Annotated in this window: 24 protein-coding genes and 1 riboswitch; of the genes, 21 read left to right on the forward strand and 3 right to left on the reverse strand. The window is 59.9% G+C overall.

Features of this window, described 5'->3' with window-relative positions; translation table 11 throughout:
• Positions 1-45 precede the first annotated feature (45 nt).
• Complete coding sequence (locus tag CCGE525_RS27590; RefSeq protein ID WP_120707440.1) at positions 46-1,026, forward strand: ABC transporter permease; 981 nt, start codon at positions 46-48, stop codon at positions 1,024-1,026.
• Between the two features lie 89 nt (positions 1,027-1,115).
• Here the strand turns inward: CCGE525_RS27590 and CCGE525_RS27595 are convergent, their stop codons facing one another.
• On the reverse strand, positions 1,116-2,837 hold the full coding sequence (locus tag CCGE525_RS27595; protein WP_120707441.1) for an extracellular solute-binding protein: 1,722 nt from the start codon (positions 2,835-2,837) through the stop codon (positions 1,116-1,118).
• Positions 2,838-2,905: 68 nt separating this feature from the next.
• Complete coding sequence (locus tag CCGE525_RS27600) at positions 2,906-3,832, reverse strand: NAD(P)-dependent oxidoreductase (RefSeq protein ID WP_120707442.1); 927 nt, start codon at positions 3,830-3,832, stop codon at positions 2,906-2,908.
• A gap of 421 nt (positions 3,833-4,253) precedes the next feature.
• Between CCGE525_RS27600 and CCGE525_RS27605 the strand changes: the two genes are divergently transcribed.
• From CCGE525_RS27605 to CCGE525_RS27700, 20 genes are all read left to right on the forward strand, one after another.
• Positions 4,254-5,042 (forward strand): glucose 1-dehydrogenase, encoded by a 789-nt coding sequence (locus tag CCGE525_RS27605; protein ID WP_120707443.1) that lies wholly within the window; start codon positions 4,254-4,256, stop codon positions 5,040-5,042.
• 146 nt (positions 5,043-5,188) lie between these two features.
• The gene (locus CCGE525_RS27610; RefSeq protein ID WP_120707444.1) at positions 5,189-6,262 is read left to right on the forward strand and encodes a zinc-binding dehydrogenase; all 1,074 of its coding nucleotides are present in this window, start codon (positions 5,189-5,191) and stop codon (positions 6,260-6,262) included.
• 2 nt (positions 6,263-6,264) lie between these two features.
• Entirely contained in the window at positions 6,265-7,032 is a 768-nt protein-coding gene (locus CCGE525_RS27615) for an SDR family NAD(P)-dependent oxidoreductase (RefSeq protein WP_120707445.1), read from the forward strand.
• Between the two features lie 18 nt (positions 7,033-7,050).
• Positions 7,051-7,335, forward strand: a complete 285-nt coding sequence (locus CCGE525_RS27620) for a YciI family protein (protein WP_120707446.1) — start codon at positions 7,051-7,053, stop codon at positions 7,333-7,335.
• On the forward strand, positions 7,332-8,345 hold the full coding sequence (locus CCGE525_RS27625) for a Gfo/Idh/MocA family protein (RefSeq protein WP_120707447.1): 1,014 nt from the start codon (positions 7,332-7,334) through the stop codon (positions 8,343-8,345). The genes CCGE525_RS27620 and CCGE525_RS27625 overlap by 4 nt, the downstream gene beginning before the upstream one ends.
• A 10-nt stretch (positions 8,346-8,355) precedes the next feature.
• Complete coding sequence (locus tag CCGE525_RS27630; protein WP_120707448.1) at positions 8,356-9,339, forward strand: zinc-dependent alcohol dehydrogenase; 984 nt, start codon at positions 8,356-8,358, stop codon at positions 9,337-9,339.
• Between the two features lie 3 nt (positions 9,340-9,342).
• Positions 9,343-10,401, forward strand: a complete 1,059-nt coding sequence (locus CCGE525_RS27635) for an SDR family oxidoreductase (RefSeq protein WP_120707449.1) — start codon at positions 9,343-9,345, stop codon at positions 10,399-10,401.
• 19 nt (positions 10,402-10,420) lie between these two features.
• Complete coding sequence (locus CCGE525_RS27640) at positions 10,421-11,302, forward strand: dioxygenase family protein (protein WP_120707450.1); 882 nt, start codon at positions 10,421-10,423, stop codon at positions 11,300-11,302.
• 9 nt (positions 11,303-11,311) lie between these two features.
• Entirely contained in the window at positions 11,312-12,376 is a 1,065-nt protein-coding gene (locus tag CCGE525_RS27645) for a maleylacetate reductase (RefSeq protein WP_120707451.1), read from the forward strand.
• A gap of 205 nt (positions 12,377-12,581) precedes the next feature.
• A complete protein-coding gene (locus CCGE525_RS27650; RefSeq protein ID WP_120707452.1) occupies positions 12,582-12,866 on the forward strand; it encodes a YciI family protein in 285 nt (94 codons plus the stop codon).
• 61 nt (positions 12,867-12,927) lie between these two features.
• A complete protein-coding gene (locus CCGE525_RS27655) occupies positions 12,928-13,134 on the forward strand; it encodes a hypothetical protein (RefSeq protein ID WP_120707453.1) in 207 nt (68 codons plus the stop codon).
• A gap of 229 nt (positions 13,135-13,363) precedes the next feature.
• The gene (locus CCGE525_RS27660) at positions 13,364-14,269 is read left to right on the forward strand and encodes an ABC transporter permease (RefSeq protein ID WP_281024684.1); all 906 of its coding nucleotides are present in this window, start codon (positions 13,364-13,366) and stop codon (positions 14,267-14,269) included.
• The gene (locus CCGE525_RS27665) at positions 14,266-15,333 is read left to right on the forward strand and encodes a substrate-binding domain-containing protein (protein WP_120707454.1); all 1,068 of its coding nucleotides are present in this window, start codon (positions 14,266-14,268) and stop codon (positions 15,331-15,333) included. Before CCGE525_RS27660 ends, CCGE525_RS27665 begins: the two co-directional genes overlap by 4 nt.
• A gap of 70 nt (positions 15,334-15,403) precedes the next feature.
• The gene (locus CCGE525_RS27670; RefSeq protein WP_120707455.1) at positions 15,404-17,914 is read left to right on the forward strand and encodes an ATP-binding cassette domain-containing protein; all 2,511 of its coding nucleotides are present in this window, start codon (positions 15,404-15,406) and stop codon (positions 17,912-17,914) included.
• Between the two features lie 111 nt (positions 17,915-18,025).
• Entirely contained in the window at positions 18,026-18,541 is a 516-nt protein-coding gene (locus tag CCGE525_RS27675; RefSeq protein WP_120707456.1) for a VOC family protein, read from the forward strand.
• Between the two features lie 376 nt (positions 18,542-18,917).
• Positions 18,918-19,050, forward strand: a riboswitch (TPP riboswitch).
• A 92-nt stretch (positions 19,051-19,142) separates the two neighbouring features.
• Positions 19,143-20,969, forward strand: a complete 1,827-nt coding sequence (thiC, locus tag CCGE525_RS27680) for a phosphomethylpyrimidine synthase ThiC (RefSeq protein WP_120708658.1) — start codon at positions 19,143-19,145, stop codon at positions 20,967-20,969.
• A 1-nt stretch (position 20,970) separates the two neighbouring features.
• Positions 20,971-21,951 (forward strand): glycine oxidase ThiO, encoded by a 981-nt coding sequence (gene thiO / locus CCGE525_RS27685; protein ID WP_120708659.1) that lies wholly within the window; start codon positions 20,971-20,973, stop codon positions 21,949-21,951.
• The gene (gene thiS / locus CCGE525_RS27690) at positions 21,942-22,139 is read left to right on the forward strand and encodes a sulfur carrier protein ThiS (RefSeq protein ID WP_120707457.1); all 198 of its coding nucleotides are present in this window, start codon (positions 21,942-21,944) and stop codon (positions 22,137-22,139) included. Before thiO ends, thiS begins: the two co-directional genes overlap by 10 nt.
• A gap of 3 nt (positions 22,140-22,142) precedes the next feature.
• Positions 22,143-22,916, forward strand: a complete 774-nt coding sequence (locus tag CCGE525_RS27695) for a thiazole synthase (RefSeq protein WP_120707458.1) — start codon at positions 22,143-22,145, stop codon at positions 22,914-22,916.
• Complete coding sequence (locus CCGE525_RS27700) at positions 22,913-23,527, forward strand: thiamine phosphate synthase (RefSeq protein ID WP_120707459.1); 615 nt, start codon at positions 22,913-22,915, stop codon at positions 23,525-23,527. Before CCGE525_RS27695 ends, CCGE525_RS27700 begins: the two co-directional genes overlap by 4 nt.
• A 2-nt stretch (positions 23,528-23,529) precedes the next feature.
• On the opposite strand, the gene CCGE525_RS27705 is transcribed toward CCGE525_RS27700, so the two are convergent.
• Positions 23,530-24,162, reverse strand: a complete 633-nt coding sequence (locus CCGE525_RS27705) for a GntR family transcriptional regulator (RefSeq protein WP_120707460.1) — start codon at positions 24,160-24,162, stop codon at positions 23,530-23,532.
• Positions 24,163-24,190: the final 28 nt, after the last annotated feature.

Below are 24,190 nucleotides of genomic sequence, written 5' to 3' on the forward strand. Positions count from 1 at the left end.
CCTTCCATCTTGCAAACTGAATTTGGAACAAGGGATGAAACGACCATGGGCAACGCACTGGACAGCACATTGATCGCCGCCTTTCGGGGCTCTCGATCGACCATGTTGCGAGGGCTTGGTCCCTTGCTCGTGCTAATCGCGCTCGTGGCGATCAGCGCCATCATAGCTCCCGGGGTGATCGAGGCGGACTCGCTCGTCAGCTTTCTGTCGGATGCGGCGCCGATCATAGCGCTGGTCATCGGCGGAACGCTCCCCATTCTGGCCGGTAGCATCGACCTCTCTGTCGCGGGCGTCGCGTCGCTGACGGGAGTTCTCGTCGTCGTCCTCAATCCGATCTTCGGCCCGTGGACGTCAATTGTCGTCATCCTCATCGCCATGACGTTCGGCGCGACACAGGGCTTTTTGCATTCATGGCTGCAACTGCCGTCCTTCATCGTCACGCTCGGCACGCTCAGCATGCTTTCGGGCCTTGCGCTCCTGCTATCGAACGCCACGGCGGAGCCCATTCCCGACAACGACCTCTTCGTGACCTATCTTTCCGACAGCACCGCCGATATCCCCAATACCGTCATAGCGCTCATTGTCATTATCGCGGTGCTGGCAAGCCTGCTTCGCTATCTTCGGCTTGGACGCGATATCTATGCGCTTGGGACGGGTGAGAGAGCCGCCATCATGTCCGCCGTCAACGTCGTCGCCGTGCGGACCATCGTCTTTGCAATTTCGGCAGGTTGCGCAGCGGTCGCAGGCCTCTTCCTGATCTCGATCACGGCGTTCAGCTCGCCGACACTCGCCGGCAATTTGCTCCTGCTGTCGATCGTCGGCGTGGTCCTTGGCGGCACGGCGATCTCCGGTGGCGTGGGCGGCCTCTTCCCGGCCGTCGTGGGAGGGCTGATTACGTCGTGGCTGCGCATTGTGACCGTTATCATCGGTGTCCAGCCGACGGCGCAAAACATCGTCTTCGGCCTGACGGCGTTGGTGGCGGTCGCGCTAACCACGGACCGGAGCAAGCTCGGCATCATCAAGTAAGTTTGTTCGGCTGCGTGATCGGTCAGCGCAGCCGAGCCCAAACGCTTGCAAGCGGCGGTTCGAACGAGCTGCCGTTCTTGCTATCTATGCTAAATGACGTTCTGCCTGGGCCAAGTCCTCTGAACGGATTTGAGGCTGGCTTCGATCTGCGCGGCGGCATGTTCAAGAGCAAGCCTGGGCGATTTGTTGCCAAGCAGTGCATCGTGGATTTCTTCGCCAAGAACCTTCTCGATCGTCGTGTATTGTGGGATCTTGGGGCGCTGCCAGGTATGCAGCAGGTTCTTTTTTGCCAGCTGGTCCACGAAGCGGACGATCGGGGAGCTTGCGGCAGCTTCCGGGTCAGCGCTGACCGAAAAGCGCGGTGCGACGGGAAATCCGTTCTTCACATGCGCCTTCATCGCTTCCCGGGAAGCCATCCACGCTATTGCGTCCGCGGCAAGTTCCACCCTTTCTTCCGGTAGATTGGTCGGAATGCAGAAGAGAAAGCCGCCGATTGGCGAGGCACGCGTGCCGCCAGGACCGTAGGGCTGTGGCAGATATTCAACCCGACGCTTCACGACGGACTGGACGTCATATTCGAAGCGGGCCGCGCGCATGGTCCAGAAATAGCCGAGGCTCGCTTTGCCCTTCAAAAAGATTGCGAGGGTCTGATCCCAAGCCAACTCCAGGATTTTCGGCGGCGAGATTTCCATCAGTCTGCGCATATAGTCGAGGGCCGAGAACCCGGCGTCGGACAAGATCGTGCAGCTCAGCTCTTCCAGATTGGCGCCGTCGAGCGTGAAGCCGGAGCGGGTCTTGCGCAGAGAGATCGCCGGCTGCCCGCAGGCGCCCATGAAAAACAGGAAGCTCGACGCGATCGGCATGCCCCGCGCGCCGTCCCACACCGCTCCGAACATGCCTTCGTCCGGCGCATGAAACTTGCGGCCGGCATTGATGACGTCGTCGAAGGTCTTGGGAAAGGATAGGCCGGTGTCGGAAAACAGATCCTTCCTCGCGGCCAGAAGTTCTACGGTGCAGTAGCCCGGAACGCCATAGTCCCGTCCCTCCCAGGTCGCAGACGACCAGATGGACGGATGGAAATCCAGCGGATTGATACCGGTCTTTTGGATATATTGATCGATCGGCCTGATAACACCGCTTTCAGCAAATTCTCCGAGCCAGGGCATGTTGATGGCAATGACGTCGTAGTCGGAAAGCGGTTTGGCACCGTTTTCGCGCGCGCGCAGATAAAGATCGGGAAGCGGCAGAAGGTCGAAATTCTTTCGAGACGCGAGGTTGTTGCGAAAGTCGGCCCACATGTTCCGCATCGCAGAGAAGTAATTGTCGTCGTTCAGCAGAAAGCGAAGCTCGATCTGCGATTCGGCACGCTTCTGGACAAGCCTCATCGGTGGAATGATCTGCGAGCCGAGGGGCGTGCCCCCGAAGTAATACTCGTCTTCCTCCTCACCGGCACGCAGCCCCAATGTCTGCGCGAGGAGCGATTTCGTCTTGCGGGCATAGATCTCGAACGACCGAAGCAGTTGCTCGCTCGGCTGCAGCGCGAAGCTCTTGCCTGTCGAACTCTTGGCGACTTTGAGAATATAGCCGCTGTCGATCAGACGGTTGATCAGTCTCATCGAGGTCGCGTAGGGAAGGCCGGATTCCTGTCCGAGCGTCGAGATCGAGACGGTCTGGCTCTGTATGTGCGATTTGATCAGGAAGGTGACGATCAACCAGATCGCATCGTCATCGGCCGCCTCGACAACCTCCCTGAATGGGCGGCGCGTTTTCTCGATGAAATCGATGACGCGCAGCATTTCGTATTCGTTCACGTCGGCCTCCCAACCGTCGCGCTGTGGCCAATCACACTAGCCGGCAAATTTTTCTTTCGCTAGCTCGCCTAAATTGCTTTTAAGGTCTGAGGCGCGGCAGTCTTTTCCCGCGCCATACCCGCAAGCCGTTCATATTGTTCGAAGAGAACGAAGAAGTCCTTTTCCGCAAGCCCGTCGGCGAATGCGGCCTCGTACTGCTGCCGGATCATCGAGGCAAGATACATCGGGACATGGTCCGATTTTGCCGCCCCCAGGATGAGATCGAAATCTTTCATCATTTGCGAGACAGAGAATGCTGGATCGAAATTACGGTTGACCAACAGATCGCGTTTGTAGGCAATGAGCGGCGAGGCGACCGCGCTTTCGCAGATGACGTTGAGCATAGTCTCAACCGACAGATTTCCCTTCAGCCCGAGCGTCAGCGCTTCTCCAAGCAAAGCGGCCGTTGCCCCCACCAGGGCATTCAGCACCAGCTTGAGGTACCGCGCCTCCTCGCCCTCTCCGAGATAGAAACGCTTGGACGAGAAACTTGCCAGGATGGGCTCGATCTTGCGATAGGCATCCTCCGGCCCCGAAACCATGACAGACAGCATGCCGGACGATGCGGTGATGGTGCTTCCGGAAACGGGCGCGCGCAAATAAGCCACACCCTTGCGGCCGAGAGCTTCGGCGACCTCGGCGGAGAGCTCCGGAGAAACGGTGCTCATCTCCACGAGAATTTGGCCCGGCTTCAGCAGCTCGACGAGAGCGGATGGCGCCAATGTCAGCTGGCGGAGAACGGCATCGTTCGGGATGGTGAGCATCACCACGTCAGACGCCTCGACGAGATCCTCAAGTGCATGCGCCACGTTCGCGCCCTGGGCGACGACGGAGGCACGGTTCTCGGGAAGCGGCTCATAGACGGTCAGCGGATATCCGTTTTCAAGGACGCGCCTGCTCATCGGCGCGCCCATCTTTCCGATGCCGGCCCATCCCACTCTCAACGTCTCAATCATGCACAACCTTCCTTCCCTGGCGGCAGTCGCCGGCCAGAAATATCCTATGCCGCGATTTCACGGAGGAGCGCATGAGCTAAAAAAGGTTCATTCGTTCGGCGCAAGCGCCGCTTCCTCCTGTCAGAAATCTTAGCGTCGGAAGCAGTCAGATTGCTGCATTGAAAATATCCATTTTGGATAATTAAAGGTTTGCCGAAGCACAGGTTCATCCTTTAGCTTTGCTTACGGATCGCATGGCGGTTCCTGTGGGAGGAATAAAGCCGTCAACAAAATATAAAAGCTGCGGAAACGATGTGTTTCCGCAAACTGTATTTTGTTGTCAGCGCTCTTATCAGTCTATCGGAGGAGGGCTTGAGGTGAGAAGTAAGGCGAAAAGCGTCATCGCATCTTTGGGGCATCTATCACCCTGCGTTGTACAGCTATGAGTGGGTTGGTCAACAATAAGGTCGTCATCGTCACTGGAGCAGCGCGCGGAATAGGCGCTGGCATTGCCGCGGATCTCGCCGAGAAAGGCGCGCATGTCGTCATCGCCGACCTGAATGCCGACGCGGCGCGACAAACGGCTTCGAAAATCTCTGGTAGCGGCGGCAGCGCGATTGCGGTCGCCGTAGACGTTTCCAGCCGCAAAGGCGTCAAGGCCCTGATCGACGAGACCGTCTCGCACTTCGGCCGGCTGGACGTCATGTTCAACAATGCCGGCATCAGCCAGACTTGCCCGTTTCTTGAGGTCACGGAAGAAGATTTTGACCGGATCATGAAAATCAATGGTCTCGGCGTCCTGATCGGGACGCAGGAAGCCGCAAAGCAGATGATCGCGCAAGGCCAGGGCGGTAAGATCATCAATACCGCTTCGGTCGCCGGCAAACAGGGCTATCCGCTGTTTGCGCATTATTGCGCCTCCAAGTTCGCCGTTGTCGCGATCACTCAGGCCGCAGCCCGTGCGCTCGCCGAGCACAAGATCACTGTCAACTGCTTCGGGCCGGGCGTCGTCAAGACGGAGCTGTGGGAACAGCTCGACCGCGAATTCATGGAACATGGGCTGACGGAAAAACCGGAGCAGGCGATAAACGAATTTTCGCAATCGATCCTGCTCGGTCGTGTTTCACTGCCGAAGGACATCGCGGGCGTCACCACGTTCCTGGCATCCGACGCATCGGACTATGTCACCGGCCAGACCGTCATGGTCGATGGCGGCATGGTGCTGATCTGAGGAGGACATCATGACAGGGCTGAGCAACAGGGTCCCGCCTGCTCTCCCGTTCTTTTCCTCGCCCCCGACGAAGCCGGTCTCGTGACGGGCGACAACTTGATCTGCGACGGCGGCTACGCAGCACAGCAATTATGAAAGGCATGGCAATGAAGGCTGTACGATATTACTCCAAGAAAGACATCCGGGTCGAAGATGTGCCAGCGCCAAGTGGCCCGCTCGGCGACGATATGGTGCTGATCGAGCCGTTGGTCTGCGGCATTTGCGGAACCGACTTGCATGAGTACATCGCGGGACCGATCGTGACGCCCGCCACGCCCAATGTCTATTCTGGCGCCACCCTGCCGCAGATCCTCGGCCATGAATTTTCTGCCAGGGTCTTGGAGGTGGGCAAGAATGTGACGCACGTTTCCCCAGGTTCGCGTGTGTCCATCCAGCCGCTCGTCTCGCCGCGCGACGATTATTACGGCCGGCGCGGCCTGTTCCACCTCAGCGAAAAGATGGCGGTAGTGGGGTTGTCCTGGGATTGGGGGGGCATGGGCGAACGAGCGGTCATCAATGGCTACAACGCCATTCCGGTGCCGGACACGGTCTCGGACGTTCAGGCGGCCATGATCGAGCCGGCCGCCGTCGCGCTCTACGGTGTCGACCGCGGCAGAGTGACCAGCGGCAGCAGTGTTCTCGTTTCCGGCGTCGGCCCGATCGGCGCGCTGGTCCTGCTGGCGGCCAAGGCGGCCGGTGCGACAAAGATCTTCGTGTCCGAGCTCAATCCGAACCGTCGCGCTTTGGCGCAACAGTTGGTCCCGGAAGCGGTCGTCTTCGATCCGCGCGAAACGGATACGGACAAGTTGTTCCGCGATCAGACAGAGGAGGGCGTGGGCGTCGACGTGGCACTCGAATGTGTTGGTGCCGAGGCGTCGCTCAACCTTTGCGCCAAGGCCGTGCGTCGTCGCGGCACCGTTGTGCAGGTCGGCCTGCATGTGAAGCCGGCTTCTGTCGACGCGATGCTTTGGGCGCTGAAGGATATCACCGTTGAGGCGACGTGGTGCTATCCCGTGCAGATCTGGCCCCGCATCGCCTCGATGATCGGCACCGGCATCTTCCCGGTCGAAAAGGTCGTCACGGCGCAGATCGCGCCGGAAGACGTGGTCGAAAAAGGCTTCGAAGCACTGCTCGATCCCAAGGCCACTCACATGAAGATCCTCGTGAACATGAAAGCCTGATCATGAACAACCCGATGGATCTCAGCGGGCGAAAATTTCTGATCACCGGCGCGGCCGGTGGTAACGGCAGCGCCACCTGCCGTTACCTGGCCTCGCTCGGAGCAACGATCGTTGCAGCAGATCGCGATGTCTCGGTGGAGAAGACCTGCGACGACATTCGTGCGGCGGGAGGCACGGCGGAAGCCGTTACCTTTAATGTCACCGACAAGAGTTCAGTCGAGGCAGCGGCGGCAAAGGTGGCCGAGCGCTTCGGTGCTTTAGACGGCATCTTCGCCAATGCCGGCATGTCGTACGAGCGCACGGCGCTGGATCATAGTGAAGCGGACTGGCGCACCGTCATGTCCGTCAATCTCGACGGCGTCTTCTGGACTGTCCAGGCATTTGGAAGACCCATGATCGAGGCCGGGCGAGGGGCCGTCGTGATGACGGCGTCGATTGCCGGGGTCAAAGCGGTTCGGCCGGAGCTCCATGTCGGCTACGACGTGTCTAAAGCTGGTGTCGCTCACATGTGCCGGGTCCTGGCGGCCGAGTGGGCAAGATTCGGCGTGCGCGTCAACGCCGTCGGACCTGGCTACACCGACACCGTCATGCTGGCGGAAGTCGGCCGTGCTCAACCCGCCGTCATGCAGAAATGGCTGGATGACACTCCGATCAACCGCTTGATCAAACCCGACGAGATCGCCTCCGCGGTCGCATTTCTACTCTCCGACGCGGCGAGCGGTATCACCGGCCAACTGCTGATGGTCGATGGCGGCTACTCCATCGCCTGAATTCGAAAGGAATTATCCATGTTTTACGCTGTTCACTGCGTTGACCACGAGGGTGCCGTCGAAAAGCGGCTCGCCAATTACGACGCCCACAAGGCCTATCTTTCGACAGGCAAGACCAAGACCGTGATCTCCGGCCCGCTTCTTGCGGACGACAACGAAACGATGATCGGCTCCCTCTTTGTTTTCGAGGCCGACACCAAGGAAGAGATCGTCGCCTTCAACAAGGCCGATCCTTTCACTAAGGCCGGTGTTTGGAAAACCGTCAACATCCACCCCTTCAACAAACGGGTAGACAATCGATGACCATGATCGAGGAAAAGCCGGTCATCGCCGCCCTGGTCGGTCTCGGCTGGTGGGGCCGCAAGATGGCAAGCCTCGTCAATGCCGGCGATGCACAGATGCATTTCGTGCGTGGCGTCGATCCGAGCCCTGAAGCGGCCGTGTTCGCCGGACAGATGGGTCTGCAATATTCGCCGGATATGGCGGAAGCCCTGAGCGACCCGACGATCGAAGCGGTCGTGCTTGCCACGCCGCATACGCTGCACCGGGACCAGATCGCGCGCGTGGTCGCGGCCGGGAAACATGTTTTCTGCGAAAAGCCGCTCGACCTCAGCAGAGCCGGAGCGGAAGAGTCCGTCGCTCTATGCCGAGAGGCTGGTCTTGTGCTCGGAATGGGCCATGAGCGTCGGTTCGAGCCTCCGATCGCCGAAATCCTGGAAGCGGCCAAGTCGGGGAAGCTGGGCCGGCTGCTGCAGATCGAAGCGAATTTCAGTCATGACAAATTTCTCAGCCTCGACCCGTCGAATTGGCGGCTGAAGGCCGACCAGGCACCGGCAGGGGGCATGACGGCGACCGGAATTCATCTGACGGACCTTGCTGTGAAGCTCATGGGCCGCGCCACGGATGTCCGCGTCGTGTGCGAGAACCTTGCCTCCAGCATTCCGCAGGGCGACACGATGAGTGCGCATATCCGCTTTGCCGGCGGAGGCACGGCCTATGTCTCGGCAACCCTTGCCACGCCCTTCGTCTCCCGCTTCGCCGTCTACGGCACGGATGGATGGATCGAAGTGCGCGACAAGGCGCATGTCGAAGCGCCCGACGGCTGGGTCGTGACCGAGGGCTGGAAGAACCAGCCGATAACCGTTCGAGAGGTAGCGCCCGCCGAACCGGTTCGCGACAATCTGAGAGCCTTTGCCCGCGCCATTCGCGGCGAGGCCGACTACCCCATTACCGGCGAGGATATGATCAGCAATATTGCGCTGCTGGAAGCCATCGTGCGGTCTGCACAGAGCGGCGCGCTGGTACAGGTTTGAGGAGGAAGACGTGAAAGCTCTGGTTTTCGAAGCCCCGGAAAAGCCCGCAATCGTCGATGTAGGCATGCCCGATCTGTCGCCCAACGAGGTTCTGGTTCACACCAAGGCTGTAGGCATCTGCCATTCCGACTACGAGCTGTTGGCCGGACGCTACATTATCCCGATCTCCTATCCGGTGACGCCCGGCCACGAATGGAGCGGTGAAATCGTCGAGGTTGGCCGCAATGTCACCGGCTTCAAGAAGGGCGACCGCGTCGTCGGGGAATGCGTGGTGCGCACCCCGGAGCGACTGCACCACTTCGGTTTCTCCATGAGCGGTGCGGATCGCGAATTCTTCTCTGTCAATCCGGAATGGCTTCACAAGCTGCCCGATGCCGTCGACGACAAGAAGGCTGCGCTGATCGAGCCCTTCACCTGCGGATTCTACGCGGTGCTGCGCTCAGGCGGTACGAATGCCAGCGAAACCGTCGTGGTCTCGGGAGGCGGTACGATCGGGCTGGTATCGGCTGCGGCAGCGATCGGAATGGGCGCTCGCGTCATTGTCGTCGATCCGCTTGCATCTCGCCGCGAGGTGGCGAAGCGGCTCGGAGCGGATGTCGCCATTGACCCAGCGGACGGAGGTGCTGCCGAGAAGATTCGCGAACTGACCGGGGGACATGGTGCCGATCTTGTGATCGAGGCCTCCGGCCATGACGCATCCTTGGCGGCGGCATTCGACTATGCCCGCGAAGAGGGCCGAATGTCGATGGTGGGCATCAACATCGGGCGCAAGGTGCCTGTCGTCATCGGCCAGATACAGATGAAGAACCTGACCGTGCGTGGCTGTATCGGATCTCCCGGCGTCTGGCCGGCCGCCATTCGTTTCCTGGAGCGGACGGGCATCGATCTTTCGCCAATCCAGACGCATGATTTCGCTCTGACCGACGCCGTCAACGCCTTCTCGTTTGGCCAGGATCCGACGAAAAGCATCAAGATCACGCTGCTGAATGGGTAAGTCATGACCAAACACGCACTTATCGTCGGCGCAACCGGGATCACCGGCAGCAACCTCGCCGAAAATCTCCTGGCCGAAGGTGGCTGGACGGTTTCGGGCCTGTCCCGATCGCAAAGTCTGATCGCAGGCGTCAAGACCTTGAGTTGCGATCTCGTCGATGGCAATTCGGTTCGCGCCGCATTGACGGATGCGAGACCAAGCCATGTGTTTATCACCGCGTGGTCGCGCCAGGAGACCGAGACGAGAAATTGCGAGGTCAACGGCGCCATCGTTCGCAACGTGCTTGACGCCTTGCGGGGGCGAGGTGTCGAGCACGTCGCCTTGACGACCGGCACCAAGCATTATCTCGGTCCGTTCGAATCCTACGCGAAGACGCAGCCAGAGACGCCATTCCGCGAGGAGCAGGAGCGTCTTCCGGGTGAGAACTTCTACTACGTACAGGAGGACGAGGTCTTTGCCGCCGCCGCAAGGGAGGGCTTTACCTGGTCGATTCATCGTCCGCATACGCTGATCGGCTATGCGGTTGGAAACGCGATGAATATGGCGGCGACGCTTGCGGTCTACGCCTCCATCTGCCGGGAAACCCGCAGGCCCTTCGTCTTCCCCGGTTCGCCGGAGCAGTGGCAGGCCGCAACGGATGTCACCGATGTCAGGCTGCTTGCGAAACACCTCAAATGGGCAGCGACAACGAAGGCGGCCGCCAACCTCGCCTTCAACGTCGTCAATGGAGAGGTGTTCCGCTGGAAGTGGCTTTGGCCGCGCATCGCGAATTATTTCGGCCTTGAGGCAGCAGTCTATCCTGGCGCGCCCACGCCGCTGGAAGAGCAGATGGCCGGCGCCGAACCGATCTGGAACGAGATGGTCAAGAAGTTTGACCTCCAGCCGAATGCGCTCTCCCGCGTGGCATCCTTCTGGCATTCGGATGCAGATCTCGGACGCCAGATCGAGACGTTCAACGACATGGGCCGCAGCCGCAAGCTCGGCTTTCTCGACTATCAGGATACGACAAGCTCGTTCATAGACGCCTTCGAACGGCTGCGAGCAGATCGGATCATACCTTAAGATGTCAGGAGTGCAGCATATGTCCGAGCAAGCGAGCGCGAGCACCTCGCCATCCGGCTTTTTCACCGAGGAAAACTCGGTCGCGACCGTCAATGCCCGTATGGGCAAGGATGTCGATCCACGCCTGGCCGAGGTGATGGCCTGTCTCGTCAAGCATCTCCACAACTTCGCGCGCGAGATCAACCTGACTCAGGACGAATGGGACTTCGGCATCGATTTTCTGACACGGACGGGGCAGATCTGCAGGCATGGGCGACAGGAGTTCATTCTTCTGTCCGACACGCTCGGCCTGTCGATGCTGGTCGACGCCATCAACAACAGACGTCCACCGGGTGCCACGGAGAATACGGTCTTCGGCCCGTTTCATGTCGAGGGCTGCCCCATACGCCAGATGGGTGATCAGATCTGTCTGGATGGCAAGGGTGAAAGCTGTCTCTTCATCGGTCGGGTGCTCGATCTTGATGGCAATCCGGTTGCGGGAGCCAAGATCGACGTATGGTCCGACAATGCGGAAGGTTATTATGACGTCCAGCAGCCGGGTATCCAGCCGAAATGGAACAATAGGGGTGTCTTCGTGACAGGCACCGACGGGCGCTACAGCTTCGTCGGCATAAAGCCAGTATCATATCCAATCCCGGACGACGGGCCGGTCGGGAAAATGCTCGCAAGCCTCGTCCGCCACCCATATCGGCCGGCGCACATGCACTACATGGTGCGCGCAGAAGGATTTCAGAAGCTGGTGACGCACACCTTCGTTGGCGGCGACCCTTATCTGGAATCGGACACCGTGTTTGGTGTCAAGAAGACACTAGTCGCGCCGTTCACGCGGGGAGAGGGTGGCAACACGCTCTGGCGCTCGGACTTTGACTTCGTGCTCGCACGGCCCGGTCAGACAAGATAGGAGCGGAAATTGGAAAACTTCGTCTACAACGGAAATCCGGGCCGCGTCATTTTCGGGCGCGGGACGATCGCGCGTCTTCCCGAAGAGGCTGAAAGGCTAAAGGCGCGGCGCATTCTCGTACTTTCTACTCCCGAACAAGCCGAACAGGCGTCCGCTATCGCGCGGCACATGGGATCGCGCGCCGTCGCTACCTATTCGAAGGCGCAGATGCATACTCCGGTCGAGGTGACGGCAGATGCCATGCGATATGTGGAGCAACATGCCATCGATGCACTGCTGTCTGTTGGTGGCGGGTCGACGACGGGCCTCGGAAAGGCGATCGCCTTTCGCACCGACCTGCCGCAGATCGTGGTGCCCACGACCTATGCGGGCTCGGAAGCCACACCAATCCTGGGCGAGACCGAAAGCGGCCGCAAGGTCACGAAGTCCGATCCGCGCATCCTTCCCGAAGTCATCGTCTACGATGTCGATCTGACGATGACGTTGCCCGTCTCACTTTCGGTGACCAGCGGCATCAATGCGGTCGCCCACGCAGTCGAAGCACTTTATGCGAAAGAGGCTAATCCGATCATTTCGCTGATGGCGGAAGAAGGGATCACTGCCATCGCCCGCGCATTGCCGCGCATTCATTCAAACCTAGGCGATGAGGATGCGCGGGCGGATGCACTTTACGGTGCATGGCTCTGCGGCGTCTGTCTCGGCTCGGTCGGCATGGCGCTGCATCACAAGCTTTGTCATACGCTTGGAGGCATGTTCAACCTGCCGCACGCGCAGATGCACACGGCGGTCCTGCCGCATGCGATCGCCTATAACGCCGATGCGACGCCGGCAGCGATGGCGCGGCTGGGCAGGGCTCTCGGTGCTGCCGATCCGGCCGCCGGGATTTTCGACTTGGCCAAAGGGCTCGGCGCGACGATGTCGTTGAAGGATCTCGGTATGTCTGATGGCAGTGTCGATGCGGCGGTCGAGCAGGCAATGTCAAACGCCTATTGGAACCCCCGTGAGCTGGAAAAGCGCGGGCTGACCGATTTGCTCGAACGCGCCTTCCGTGGAGACGCGCCAAAGACGGCATAAGCTATGATGGGGCGCCGTCGATCGGGCGGCGCCTCTGCAGATTTGGGTGGAAAGCCACGCAGTTATTCAGAAGTCCAAAATGGATAATTCCGTTGTTTTCTTTGGTTTTACTCCGTTTACTATAACTCCTGCGATATCTGGAATGTCCGCATGTTGGTGGGAAACGGAAGGACAATTCGGCTGGTCTGGTGAGGAGCTAGAAGTCATGCTTGCAGTTCGCGTTGCTCTATCCAATCCCGAGAAGGCGGACGCACGCGAAACCTATTTGCAGGATCACAAGCGCCATCTGCGATCGGGTCGGCTTCGCATCGTCCAGTCCGGACCGATCCTCGACGAAGCCGGCGAGGGAAGCGGAGGAGTCGTCGTCGCAGATGTCGTCTCGCTCGAAGAGATGCATCGATTCAGTGCAGAGGATCCCTTTGTCCTCCACGGAGTCTATTCGAGCGTCAGCATCCACGAATGGCGACCAACGATCAGTGATCGCGGATAACGCGCCTGCAATTGGATGCTCTGCATTTCCACGACAGCTGATATTCTGAGGAGGAGGGAATATGAAAACGATGAGCAATCTCAAATGGGACAAGATCCGCGACTGGCTCGCGGAAGCCGGAAGCGTCTGCAGCGGATACTATGTCGACTATCAAGAGCTGCGGATTTCGCGTCCAAAACTGCAGCCTGGCCGACAGTTTGATCAGCCAAGACATGCTGTAAAAGCCGACCCGGCGAAAGGGCGGCTAGTTAGCAACGGCGAATTCTGACGCCGGTCTGCGATTTCTTTTCGTTGGCATCTCCCGAACGCGCTCCGCGGCCTCTGCGCTGCGAGCCCGAAGGGGCTGCCGTGCACTTCAGGCTGAGAGACGGGCTTCGATGACAAACGCTACCCCCATCACCTCAAATATGCGTCCCAAGGAGACGATATTGCGGATGCCGCTGGCGCGAAGCTTCATGACTGTCGTTGGCTCGACGCTCGTTCTGCTCCTCATATGCATGATCTACGCACCCTCAAGCCTCTCCTGGGGGGCGCTGACGGGGAGTCTGCCTTTCGCGGCGATTATCGCCATCGTGGGCCTCGGACAGTTGCTTGTTGTGCAACAGGGCGGCTTCGATCTCTCGCTGCCCGGAGCCGTGTCGCTCGCAGTCGTCGTCGCAACCCACTATCCGCAACAGAATGATGCGTTGCTTTTCCAGGCCGTCCTGCTGTCCATTGGCTTTTTGCTCGCTGCCGGCTTCTTGAATGGCATCCTCATCAGCTTTTTTCAGCTGAATGCAATCATCGCCACGATCGGCACCAACGCTCTCCTTTATGGCGCGGTCTTCGCCGTGTCCGGTGGTGTCCCCTCGATCACGACAGATCTGTTGGCTGACATTGCGGGTGGCGAAATCCTGGGCGTGCCGAACTCGGTGGTCTTCGCGCTCGTCGCCATGGCCATCGTGACCTTCGTGCTCAAGAAAACGGTTGCCGGGCGCAGGTTCGAGGCAATCGGTGCCAACCCGCGAGCCGGGCGCGCAGCAGGCCTAAACGTCCGCGTTCACCAAACCATGGCTTATGTCTACGCGCAGCTTCTCTACTGCATGGCCGGGACGCTGATCGCAGGCATCACGCGCGAGCCGACCGCCTTTCAGGGAGACAGCCTGTTGCTGCCATCCGTTGCGGTTGTGGTGCTCGGCGGCACCTCGCTACTGGGCGGCCGGGGCTACCCCATTTCGACGGTCATCGCCGCCTTCTTTCTAAACCAATTGAGCCAATTCGCACTCTCGGTCGGCGTGCCGTTTTCGGCTCAAACCATCATCCAGGCCTTGGCTCTGGGTTTTGGCATCGGCGTTTACTCGTTCCGCTGGACGGTAAACCTCAGAAAAGCAACTGGAACAAAAAAAGTGGAGGAACAGAAATGAAATACGCTTCTATCGCCAAAGGCTTGGCCTTCTCCGTTGCAACTGCGGTCATGGCACTCGGCAGTGCCAATCTTGCCAAGGCGGGGGCGCCGTCCTGGTGTGGACCGAAGAAGGCAACGCTGGCTTTGCTCGACGGCTACGGCGGCAACAGTTGGCGCCAGGTGACAACGGCTTCTGGCAAGCAGACCGTCGAGCTCTGCCCGAGCATCACCAAATACGAATACGCCGATGGTCAGGGCGATACCCTGAAGTCCATTTCGGATATCAAGAGCATGGCAGCGAAGGGCATCGACGCGCTTGTCGTATTCGGCGACGCGGGCCCCGCAGTCCTTCCGGCGCTTACCAGCGTTTATAAGCAGGGCAAGGTCGTTGTGCCTTATCGTGTTGCCGTCGGCGGCAAGGACGGTCAAAATTATTCCAAATTCATCGGGGCGTCCTTCGAGAACGATGGCGAGAACTGGGGGACGTGGATCAAGAGCGTGTTGCCGAAGGGCGGAAACCTGCTGTTCCTCAGCGGGCCGGCGGGCAACAGCCAGGGCCTGGACGAACTCAAAGGCCTGAAGAAGGTCCTCGGACCGGAATATGTCTTCGTCAATCCGCAACCGTTCGACGTTACGAATTGGGATCCGGCACTGACCCAGAAGGTGCTGACGGCGGAAATCGCCAAGAATGCCAAGATTGATGTCATCATCTCCGACTTCGGGCCTTCGATGGTCGGTGCTTTGCCGCTGTTTAGCAAGCAAGGCAAGTCGATCCCGGCGCTCGCCACCTCCGACGGTAATTCGCTCGGCTGCTTCTGGCAGGCGAACAAGGCAAGCAATGTGGATTTCAAACTATTCACGGTCGCGACCGGCAATGACAACGTGCGCCTCGCCGTGCAATGGGCGGTCGCACTCGCCACCGGCGGCACGCCGCCGAAGGACGAGGTTTTCGAGGCTCCGGTTTTCGAGGACTCGGTCTCCGGAAAGCCGAATGCAGTGCAGTGCCGCAACGATCTGCCGGGCGCCATCTACTTGTCTTCGGAGCTTCCCGCTGAAGATCAAGCCAAGGCCGTTGGCAAGTAATTGGCAAAACGAACACGACATGCCCGGAGGAAAACCTCCGGGCAAGCGTCCCTAGACTGGATCATAAGCTATGACTGCAGCACAGGTTAATGCGATCGAGGCGGGCAGATCGGCACATTACGACGTGACCATCCGCTTGGCCGGCATCTACAAATATTTCTCGGGCGTTCCAGCGCTCCGCGATGTGAACGTCGAATTCCTGCCGGGCGAGGTTCATGCCATTCTTGGTGAGAATGGTGCAGGTAAATCGACATTGATGAACATCATCGCGGGCACGCTCCAGGCCAGCGGGGGCGAAATTACCTTCGAAGACCAGCGCATCCAGCAGATGACACCCGAAGTCGCGGCCTCTCTTGGCATCGCTATCTGTTTCCAGCACCCGGCGATCCTCGAGGATCTTTCGGTTCTGGAGAACGTCTGTGTTGCGCTGCCACCTTCTGTTTTTTCCGATCGACCGGCGCAGGATGTCGTCCAGGACATGCTCGATGCGGTAGGGCTGCAGCTGCCGTTGCGTATGCGCGCCGATCGTATGACGGTGGCGCAGAAGCATCTGCTCGAAATCGGTAAGGCGCTTGCGCTCAAGCCCAAAGTTCTCATTCTCGACGAACCGACCGCCTCCCTTGATCAGGAAGCGTCGGACATGCTGTTCGGTCGCATCCGCAACGCGGTCGCGACCGGAACCTCGGTCATCTACATTACCCACCGTCTGGCGGAGTTGCGCCAGATTGCCGACCGCGTGACAGTCTTGCGCGACGGACGCGTTCGTGGCGCCGCACGTGTCGGAGATATCAGCGATGCCGACCTCGTAGGTCTCATTGTGGGCCGCACGCTTGAAGCCGCTTTCCCGCCGAAGTCGAAGGACGTAGCCGAGGAAACGAGCCTCTCTATCGCCGGCCTGAGCGGAAGGGGACTTAGAAATATCAGCTTCGATGTGCCGCGTGGCCAGATCATCGGCATTGCTGGTGTGGCAGGCAATGGCCAGACGGGACTCATGCGCACGCTCGCGGGACTGGAGCCGGCACAGGGCGCTATCACCTTGCGCGGCCGCATGCTCAAACAGCAGGGACTTCTGCGCGAAGCCGCCTTCATGCCTTCTGACAGGCATCGGGAGGGCGTCGCGAGCGGCCTGACCGTGCGTGAAAACGCCACTTTCTCGGCCCTGGACAAACTCGCGGTTAACGGGATCATGAGTCGCGCGAAGGAACACGAAAAGGTTAAGTCGATCTTCGACGAGCTGGCGGTGAAGGCGCCAAGCATGGAGGCCCCGATCCTGTCGCTGTCCGGCGGCAACCAGCAGAAGGTCGTGATGTCGCGAGCGCTTTTGTCGGAGCCGGGCCTGATCATCGCCGACGAGCCGACCCAAGGCGTCGACGTCGGCGCGCGCTTCGAAATCTACCGCATCCTGCGGGACGTCTCGGATGCTGGAACGCCCGTTATCGTGAATTCTTCCGATGCCGTGGAGCTCGAGGGGCTCTGTGACAAAGTCGTCGTGATGTCGCGCGGACATGTCGTCGAAACGCTCACCGGTGATGAAGTCACCGAAGAACGGATCGTCGCCGCCGCCGTCAAGGCGGAAACCCATGATGTTGAAAGCGGCTCGAAGGCAGTGGCGGCGCAATCGGAGGGGCTTCGCCACTTCTTGCAGTCGGACAATTCACCGATCGTGCCTCTGGCGCTCGTCACTCTGCTTCTTGGGCTCTATGTCAACGGCCAGAACGACAACTTCCTGTCGATCTCCAATATCTACAACATTTTTCTTCTGGCGACCGCATTGGGCTTTATCGCGCTCGGGCAGACCATCGCGTTGCTCATGGGCGGTATCGATCTTTCCGTAGGACCGCTCGCCGGCTTCCTCGTCGTCGTCGCCTCGTTCTTCGTCAACGACGGTATGTCGACGCCGGTGGTTCTGGTGGGCTTAATGCTGATGTTCGCCGGCGCGTTTGTCACCGGCGCTGTGAACGGACTTCTGATACGATATGCGAACTTTACGCCCATCGCCGCGACGCTCGCCATGTATATCGCGATCCAGGGGCTGAGCTTCCTGCTGCGCGATAATCCCGACGGCTATATAAGTTCCACGGTGACGGACTGGATCAACTGGCAGTGGGGTCCGTTTCCCGTGGCCTTCCTGGTGCTTGTCGCCGTCACCTTGTGCGGTGAATATGCCTTGCGCCGGACGAGGCTCGGCTGGCGCCTGCGGGCCGTCGGTTCCAACGAGGAATCGGCACGCCGAATGGGCATTCGAATCGATCTGACCTACATCAGCGGATATATCGCTTGCTCGTTGCTGACCGGTCTCGGTGCCGTGATGCTGATGACCCAGATCGGCGTTGGCGACCCGCGTCAGGGGGTCAGTTATACACTCTCCAGCATCACTGCCGTCGTGCTCGGCGGCACGAGCCTGACGGGCGGTCGCGGGACGTTTATCGGAACGGTCTTAGGCGCTGTCCTGCTTACCGAGATCCTTAGCGCCGTCACTTTCCTTAGCCTCACCCAGACCTATCAGTATTTGTTCCAGGGGATTCTGATCGTCGTCGCTGCGTTGATCTATGCGGCGGTGCGCAGACGAGCCGCCTCCTGATGGGATAGCGGATGGCCCATATGCTCTGGATTCGACCATCTATACGGCTGGAATTTGCTTTCGAACGTCGTGATTTCGATCATTCAACCGCATTCTGATGAGGAAGATAACATGGCAACTAAAGTCTACGGTATGCATCATATCGGCATCACCGTCCCGAATATCGAAGAGGGCGTCGCCTTCTTTCAAGCGGTCTTCGGCGCCATCGATGTCTTTCGCACGGGACCGTTCGATGTCGATCAGGATTTCATGAAGAACAAGCTCGGCGCTTCGGCACAGTCGACCATTCGCGATCTGGTTTTCCTGCGTTGTGGCGAGGGAACGAGCGTCGAGCTCTTCGAATATAGCGGCGAGGAAGCCTCGCCACCGAAACGATCATCAGAGGTCGGCGGCATGCACCTCTGCTTCGAAGTCCAGGATGTGCATGCTTCCGCGGAGCGCCTGCGGGCGCAAGGCATCGAAATGCTTGACGGTCCCAACTTAGTGGAGACGGGTCCTTTGGCAGGCTTCAACTGGATTTATTTTCGGGCTCCTTGGGGCCTGATCCTGGAGCTCGCAAGCTTCGACAAGCTCGGATACGAAGACAACTCTCCCCATCGCTTGTTGAGAGCAAGTCAATCCAACTAACACTCCCTCTCGATAGGAATGAATAATCAAATGCCCTGCATTTACCATCGATCGACCATTAAATCGTCCGCCTTGAACCAAGACTGGGCCGGCATACGCCGGCATCGGATCAACGGGTCCGTGGTCCCGGCAGTATGAAGACGATGGCGGGGGTCCGGGTGTTCGTTGATTGGCTGGTCAGGCTATTGGCGAATGCGAAATTGAACGAACTTTGACAATTAGATTGCCCATTGCAAACGATCAGTCTCGTCCTGATCTTTAGCCCGATCGCGGATCGGAAGGGGACGCTCGATCCCGGCATTTTCCTCGCGGCCTGGTCAGCCAGGGGCCGCGGTTCCGGGGTTGACACGGACTCAGCCCCGGACATAGTCTTTGCGGCATTCACCAGGGGGGTCCCGGCAAGGGGCTGAGATACTGCTGGACAATACGGCTTTGCCGATTGTGGGCGCAGTGACCCGTTGAACCTGATCCAGTTCATACTGGCGTAGGGACGGTGCAAGCGCTCGAAGGCTTCGGATTCCCTCGTGGATTCCATGCCGGCGTCTTTCCATCATTCCGGCTGATTGACTGGGTCTCCAAACAACACTTGGAGCCTCAAACCATGACCATTGCCGCAAAGAACTTCACCCCGACCGTCACCACCGGCCCGCTGCCGGCGTCGCGGAAGATCTACATCCCCGGAGACATTCACACCGACATCCGCGTTCCGATGCGCGAGATCAGCGTCCATCCGACATCGGGCGAGCCGCCTGTCGTCGTCTACGATTCCTCCGGCCCCTATACCATCGAGGGAGCAGATATCCGCATCGAGCAGGGCCTGTCGCAGCTCCGCCGCGACTGGGTGCTCGCCCGCGACGATGTCGAGGTCTATGAAGGCCGCCATGTGCGTCCCGAAGACAATGGCTTTGTGACCGGCGAGCGGCTGACACCGGAATTTCCGGCCAAGCGCCAGCCACGGCGCGCCAAGGACGGCAAGGCCGTTACCCAGCTCGCCTATGCGCGCGCCGGCATCATCACGCCGGAAATGGAATTCATCGCCATCCGCGAAAATCTCGGCCGCAAGGCCAAGGCCGAAGCCATGCTTCGTGACGGTGAGAGCTTCGGCGCACATATTCCTGATCATGTGACGCCGGAATTCGTCCGCCAGGAGGTCGCAGCCGGCCGGGCGATCATTCCGGCGAATATCAATCACCCGGAAAGCGAACCGATGATCATCGGCCGGAACTTCCTGGTGAAGATCAACGCCAATATCGGCAATTCCGCCGTCACCTCCTCCATGGCCGAGGAAGTCGAGAAGATGGTCTGGGCCGCTCGCTGGGGCGCCGATACCGTGATGGACCTGTCGACCGGCCGCAACATCCACAACATCCGCGAATGGATCGTCCGCAATTCGCCGCTGCCGATCGGCACCGTGCCACTCTATCAGGCGCTGGAAAAGGTCGGCGGCATTGCCGAGGAGCTTACCTGGGAAGTCTATCGCGACACGCTGATCGAGCAGGCCGAACAGGGTGTCGACTATTTCACCATCCATGCCGGCGTGCGGTTGCATTACATCCCGCTGACCGTCAATCGCGTCACCGGCATCGTTTCGCGCGGCGGCTCGATCATGGCGAAGTGGTGTCTCCATCATCACCGCGAGAGCTTCCTTTACGAGCATTTCCAGGAAATCTGCGACATCTGCCGCGCCTATGACGTCTCCTTCTCGCTCGGTGACGGCCTGCGCCCCGGCTCGATCGCTGATGCCAACGACGCCGCGCAGTTTGCCGAACTGGAAACGCTGGGCGAATTGACGAAGGTCGCCTGGGCGAAAGATTGCCAGGTGATGATCGAGGGCCCCGGCCATGTTCCGATGCACAAGATCAAGGAGAATATGGACAAGCAGCTCGCCGTTTGCGGAGAGGCGCCCTTCTACACGCTCGGGCCGCTGACGACCGACATTGCGCCAGGCTACGATCACATCACCTCGGGGATCGGCGCAGCGATGATCGGCTGGTTCGGCACCGCCATGCTCTGCTACGTGACCCCGAAGGAACATCTAGGCCTGCCCGACCGCAACGACGTCAAGACCGGTGTCATCACCTATAAGATCGCCGCCCATGCGGCCGACCTTGCCAAAGGTCACCCAGCCGCTCAAGTCCGCGACGACGCATTATCCCGTGCCCGCTTCGAATTCCGCTGGGAGGATCAGTTCAACCTGTCGCTCGATCCCGATACCGCCCGAAGCTTCCATGACGAAACCTTGCCGAAGGAAGCCCACAAGGTTGCGCATTTCTGCTCGATGTGCGGCCCGAAATTCTGCTCCATGCGGATTTCGCACGACATCCGCGCCGAGGCGCAGAAGGAAGGGCTGGAAGCGATGGCGGCGAAATATCGGGAAGGCGGCGACCTCTACATGCCGGTCGATGCCACCGCACATCCGGCCGAGTGATATGCGCGTCCTCGTCAAAGGGGCCGGTGTTGCCGGCCTCACGGTCGCTCATGAACTGCTTCGGCGCGGCGCTGAGGTCACGATCTCAGATCCCAGCCGGAATTTCCGCCAAGCTGCCTCCTGGCTCGCAGGCGGCATGCTGGCGCCCTGGTGCGAACGAGAAAGCGCCGATGAGGCTGTTCTCGAGCGCGGCCGCGATTCCGCGGACCGATGGGAGGCGATTCTACCGGGCAAGGTCGCCCGCAACGGCACGCTTGTCGTCGCGCCGAACCGCGATCAAAGCGAGCTGAAGCGATTTGCCAATCGTACGACTGGCTATCGCTGGGTAGACGAAGACGACATCGCCTTCCTCGAACCCTCCTTTGCCGGCCGTTTCAGGCATGGCCTGTTTTTTCCGCAGGAAGCGCACCTCAATCCCCGCCATGTATTGCAGGCATTGAAAGACAATCTCTCGGCAAACGGCGTCACCTTCGTCGATGAGATCGCGGATAGCGACGGCTTCTCTGAAATCGTCGATTGCACGGGCGCAGCTCGCATCGGTCAGAGCGGGGAGTTGCGGGGTGTGCGGGGCGAAATGCTCTATCTGCAGACGGAGGAGGTCACGCTTGCGCGTCCTGTCCGCCTGTTGCATCCGCGTTTTCCCATCTATATCGTGCCACGCGGCGAAGGCCTGTTCATGGTCGGCGCGACAATGATCGAAACGGACTTTCAAGGGCCGATCACCACGCGCTCGCTGATGGAGCTGCTGAACGCTGCCTATGCGCTGCATCCCGCATTTGCCGATGCCTCTGTCGTCGAAACCGGCACCGGCATACGCCCCGCCTTTCCAGACAACCTTCCGCGGGTGACGCGCGAGGACAATGTCATCATCCTCAATGGCCTTTATCGCCACGGTTTTTTGCTGGCACCGACCATGGCAGCCGAAGCCGCGGATCTGGTCTTTTCCGAACAGACGAAGCAAAGGAGCCCTCGATGCGCCTGATCATAAACGGCGAACCCGAGACGACAGCCGCAACCACGCTTTCGCAGCTTCTGGCCGCGCTCGATTATGAGGGCGAGTGGCTGGCAACCGCCGTCAACGGCGAACTCATCCATCGCGAGGATCGCGATGATCACCTTCTGAACGACAATGACAGGATCGAGATCCTGACCCCCATGCAGGGAGGCTGACCCATGCTTGATCTCTACGGAAGCCAGATTGGCTCGCGTCTTCTTCTCGGCACAGCACGTTATCCTTCGCCGGTCGTCCTGGCCGAAGCCGTCAAGCGATCGGGGACGGAGATCGTCACCGTGTCGCTGCGCCGGGAAACAGCCGGCGGGCGCAATGGCGGTGCGTTTTTCGATATGATCCGGGCGCTCGGCGTCCGCGTTCTTCCCAATACCGCCGGCTGCCACGGCGTATCCGAGGCCGTGCTGACGGCCAAGATGGCGCGTGAGGTGTTCCAGACCAACTGGATCAAGCTGGAGGTGATCGGCAATCACGATACACTGCAGCCAGATGTCTTCGCGCTGGTGGAGGCGACCCGCATACTCGCGGGTGACGGCTTTGAGGTCTTTCCCTATACGACCGACGACCTGGTGGTGGCCGAGCGTCTGCTGGAGGCGGGATGCAAGGTGTTGATGCCCTGGTGCGCCCCGATCGGCACCGCGGCGGGCCCTCTCAATCTTTCGGCCCTTCGATCCATGCGCGCGCATTTTCCAGAGGTACCGCTGATCGTCGATGCAGGCATCGGCCGCCCGTCGCATGCAATGACCGTGATGGAGCTCGGTTTTGATGCGGTCCTTCTGAATACTGCGGTTGCCGGTGCGGGTGATCCCGCTGGGATGGCGGAAGCCTTTGCCAAGGCGATTGAGGCCGGCAGACAGGCGTTCGGCGCCGGCATGCTGGAGCCGCGCGACATGGCGGTTCCGTCGACACCCGTGATTGGAAAGGCGGTATTCGCGTGAAGCTCGATCCTTTCTATCTGATCGTCGATAGCGCTGTCTGGACCGAAAGGCTGGTCCCGCTTGGCGTTAAACTCGTGCAACTGCGCGTCAAGGAGCGCGCCTTATCGGACATCCGCACAGACATCCGGCGTGCAAAAGCAGTCTGCGCGGCGCATGCGTGCCAGTTGATCGTCAATGACTACTGGCAGCTTGCCATCGAGGAAGGCTGTGATTTCATTCACCTCGGCCAGGAGGATCTGGCGACGGCCGATCTTGCCGCCATCCGCGAGGCCGGCCTGAAGCTGGGGCTTTCCACGCATGACGAGGCGGAACTGGCAACCTCGCTTGCGGCGCGTCCGGATTATATCGCGCTCGGTCCGATCTACCCCACCATTCTCAAGGCGATGCCCTGGGCGCCGCAAGGTCTTGACCGTCTGCGCGACTGGAAGAGCCGCGCCGGCCCGCTGCCGCTCGTCGCTATTGGCGGGCTGACGGTGGAGCGCCTTGCCGGCGTGTTCGAAAATGGGGCCGATAGCGCCGCGGTTGTGACCGACATTACGCGCAATCCTGATCCCGAACAACGGACGCTGGCGTGGGTTGCCGCAACCCGATCATTTCATCGAGAAGGTTGAAACTACGGTCTGCTTCCCGGTTTCTGCCCCATCCATTGCACGTGGCGCGAAAGGACCGCCGTGGCAACGTCCACATTACCGGCACGCAACGCGTTGAGAATGGCACGATGATCGCGATCAGTCGGTGCCTCCCATTCAGCGCGCCAGCCGGAAAACAGGAAGCGCGCGCTGACGGCGTGCAGGTCTTCAATTGTCTTCAGCAGGCGCGGCATGTTGCAGGGAGACAGAATGAGACGGTGGAACGTCCCGTTCGCCTCTTCCCAGGCCTGAACGTCAGTCGCGCGATCACCGGCATGGATCGCCTCTTCGGCCCGGTCCAGAATGGCTTTGGTCATATGAGGCGCAGCATTGCGTAGCGCCAATACTTCAAGAGCGGCACGCATCTCCGCCACTTCGCGCACCTCTTCGACGCTAAAGCCGACCACGCGCACGCCCTTGCGGGGCTGACTGACCACCAGGCCTTGGGATTCGAGGCGACGGAAGGCCTCGCGCACGGGCACATGGCTGGCGCCGAATTCCTCGGCAATGTGGTCCTGCCTGAGCTTGGCGCCCGCTTCGATCACGCCTGAAATAATACGATCCGCGAGTGTCCGGCTTATCCGCACAGCGATGGGATCATCTTTTGCAACGCTCATTGAATTATCATCGGTTTCAGAAGGGGTC

The sequence above is a fragment of the Rhizobium jaguaris genome (assembly GCF_003627755.1).
Classification (GTDB): Bacteria; Pseudomonadota; Alphaproteobacteria; order Rhizobiales; family Rhizobiaceae; genus Rhizobium; species Rhizobium jaguaris.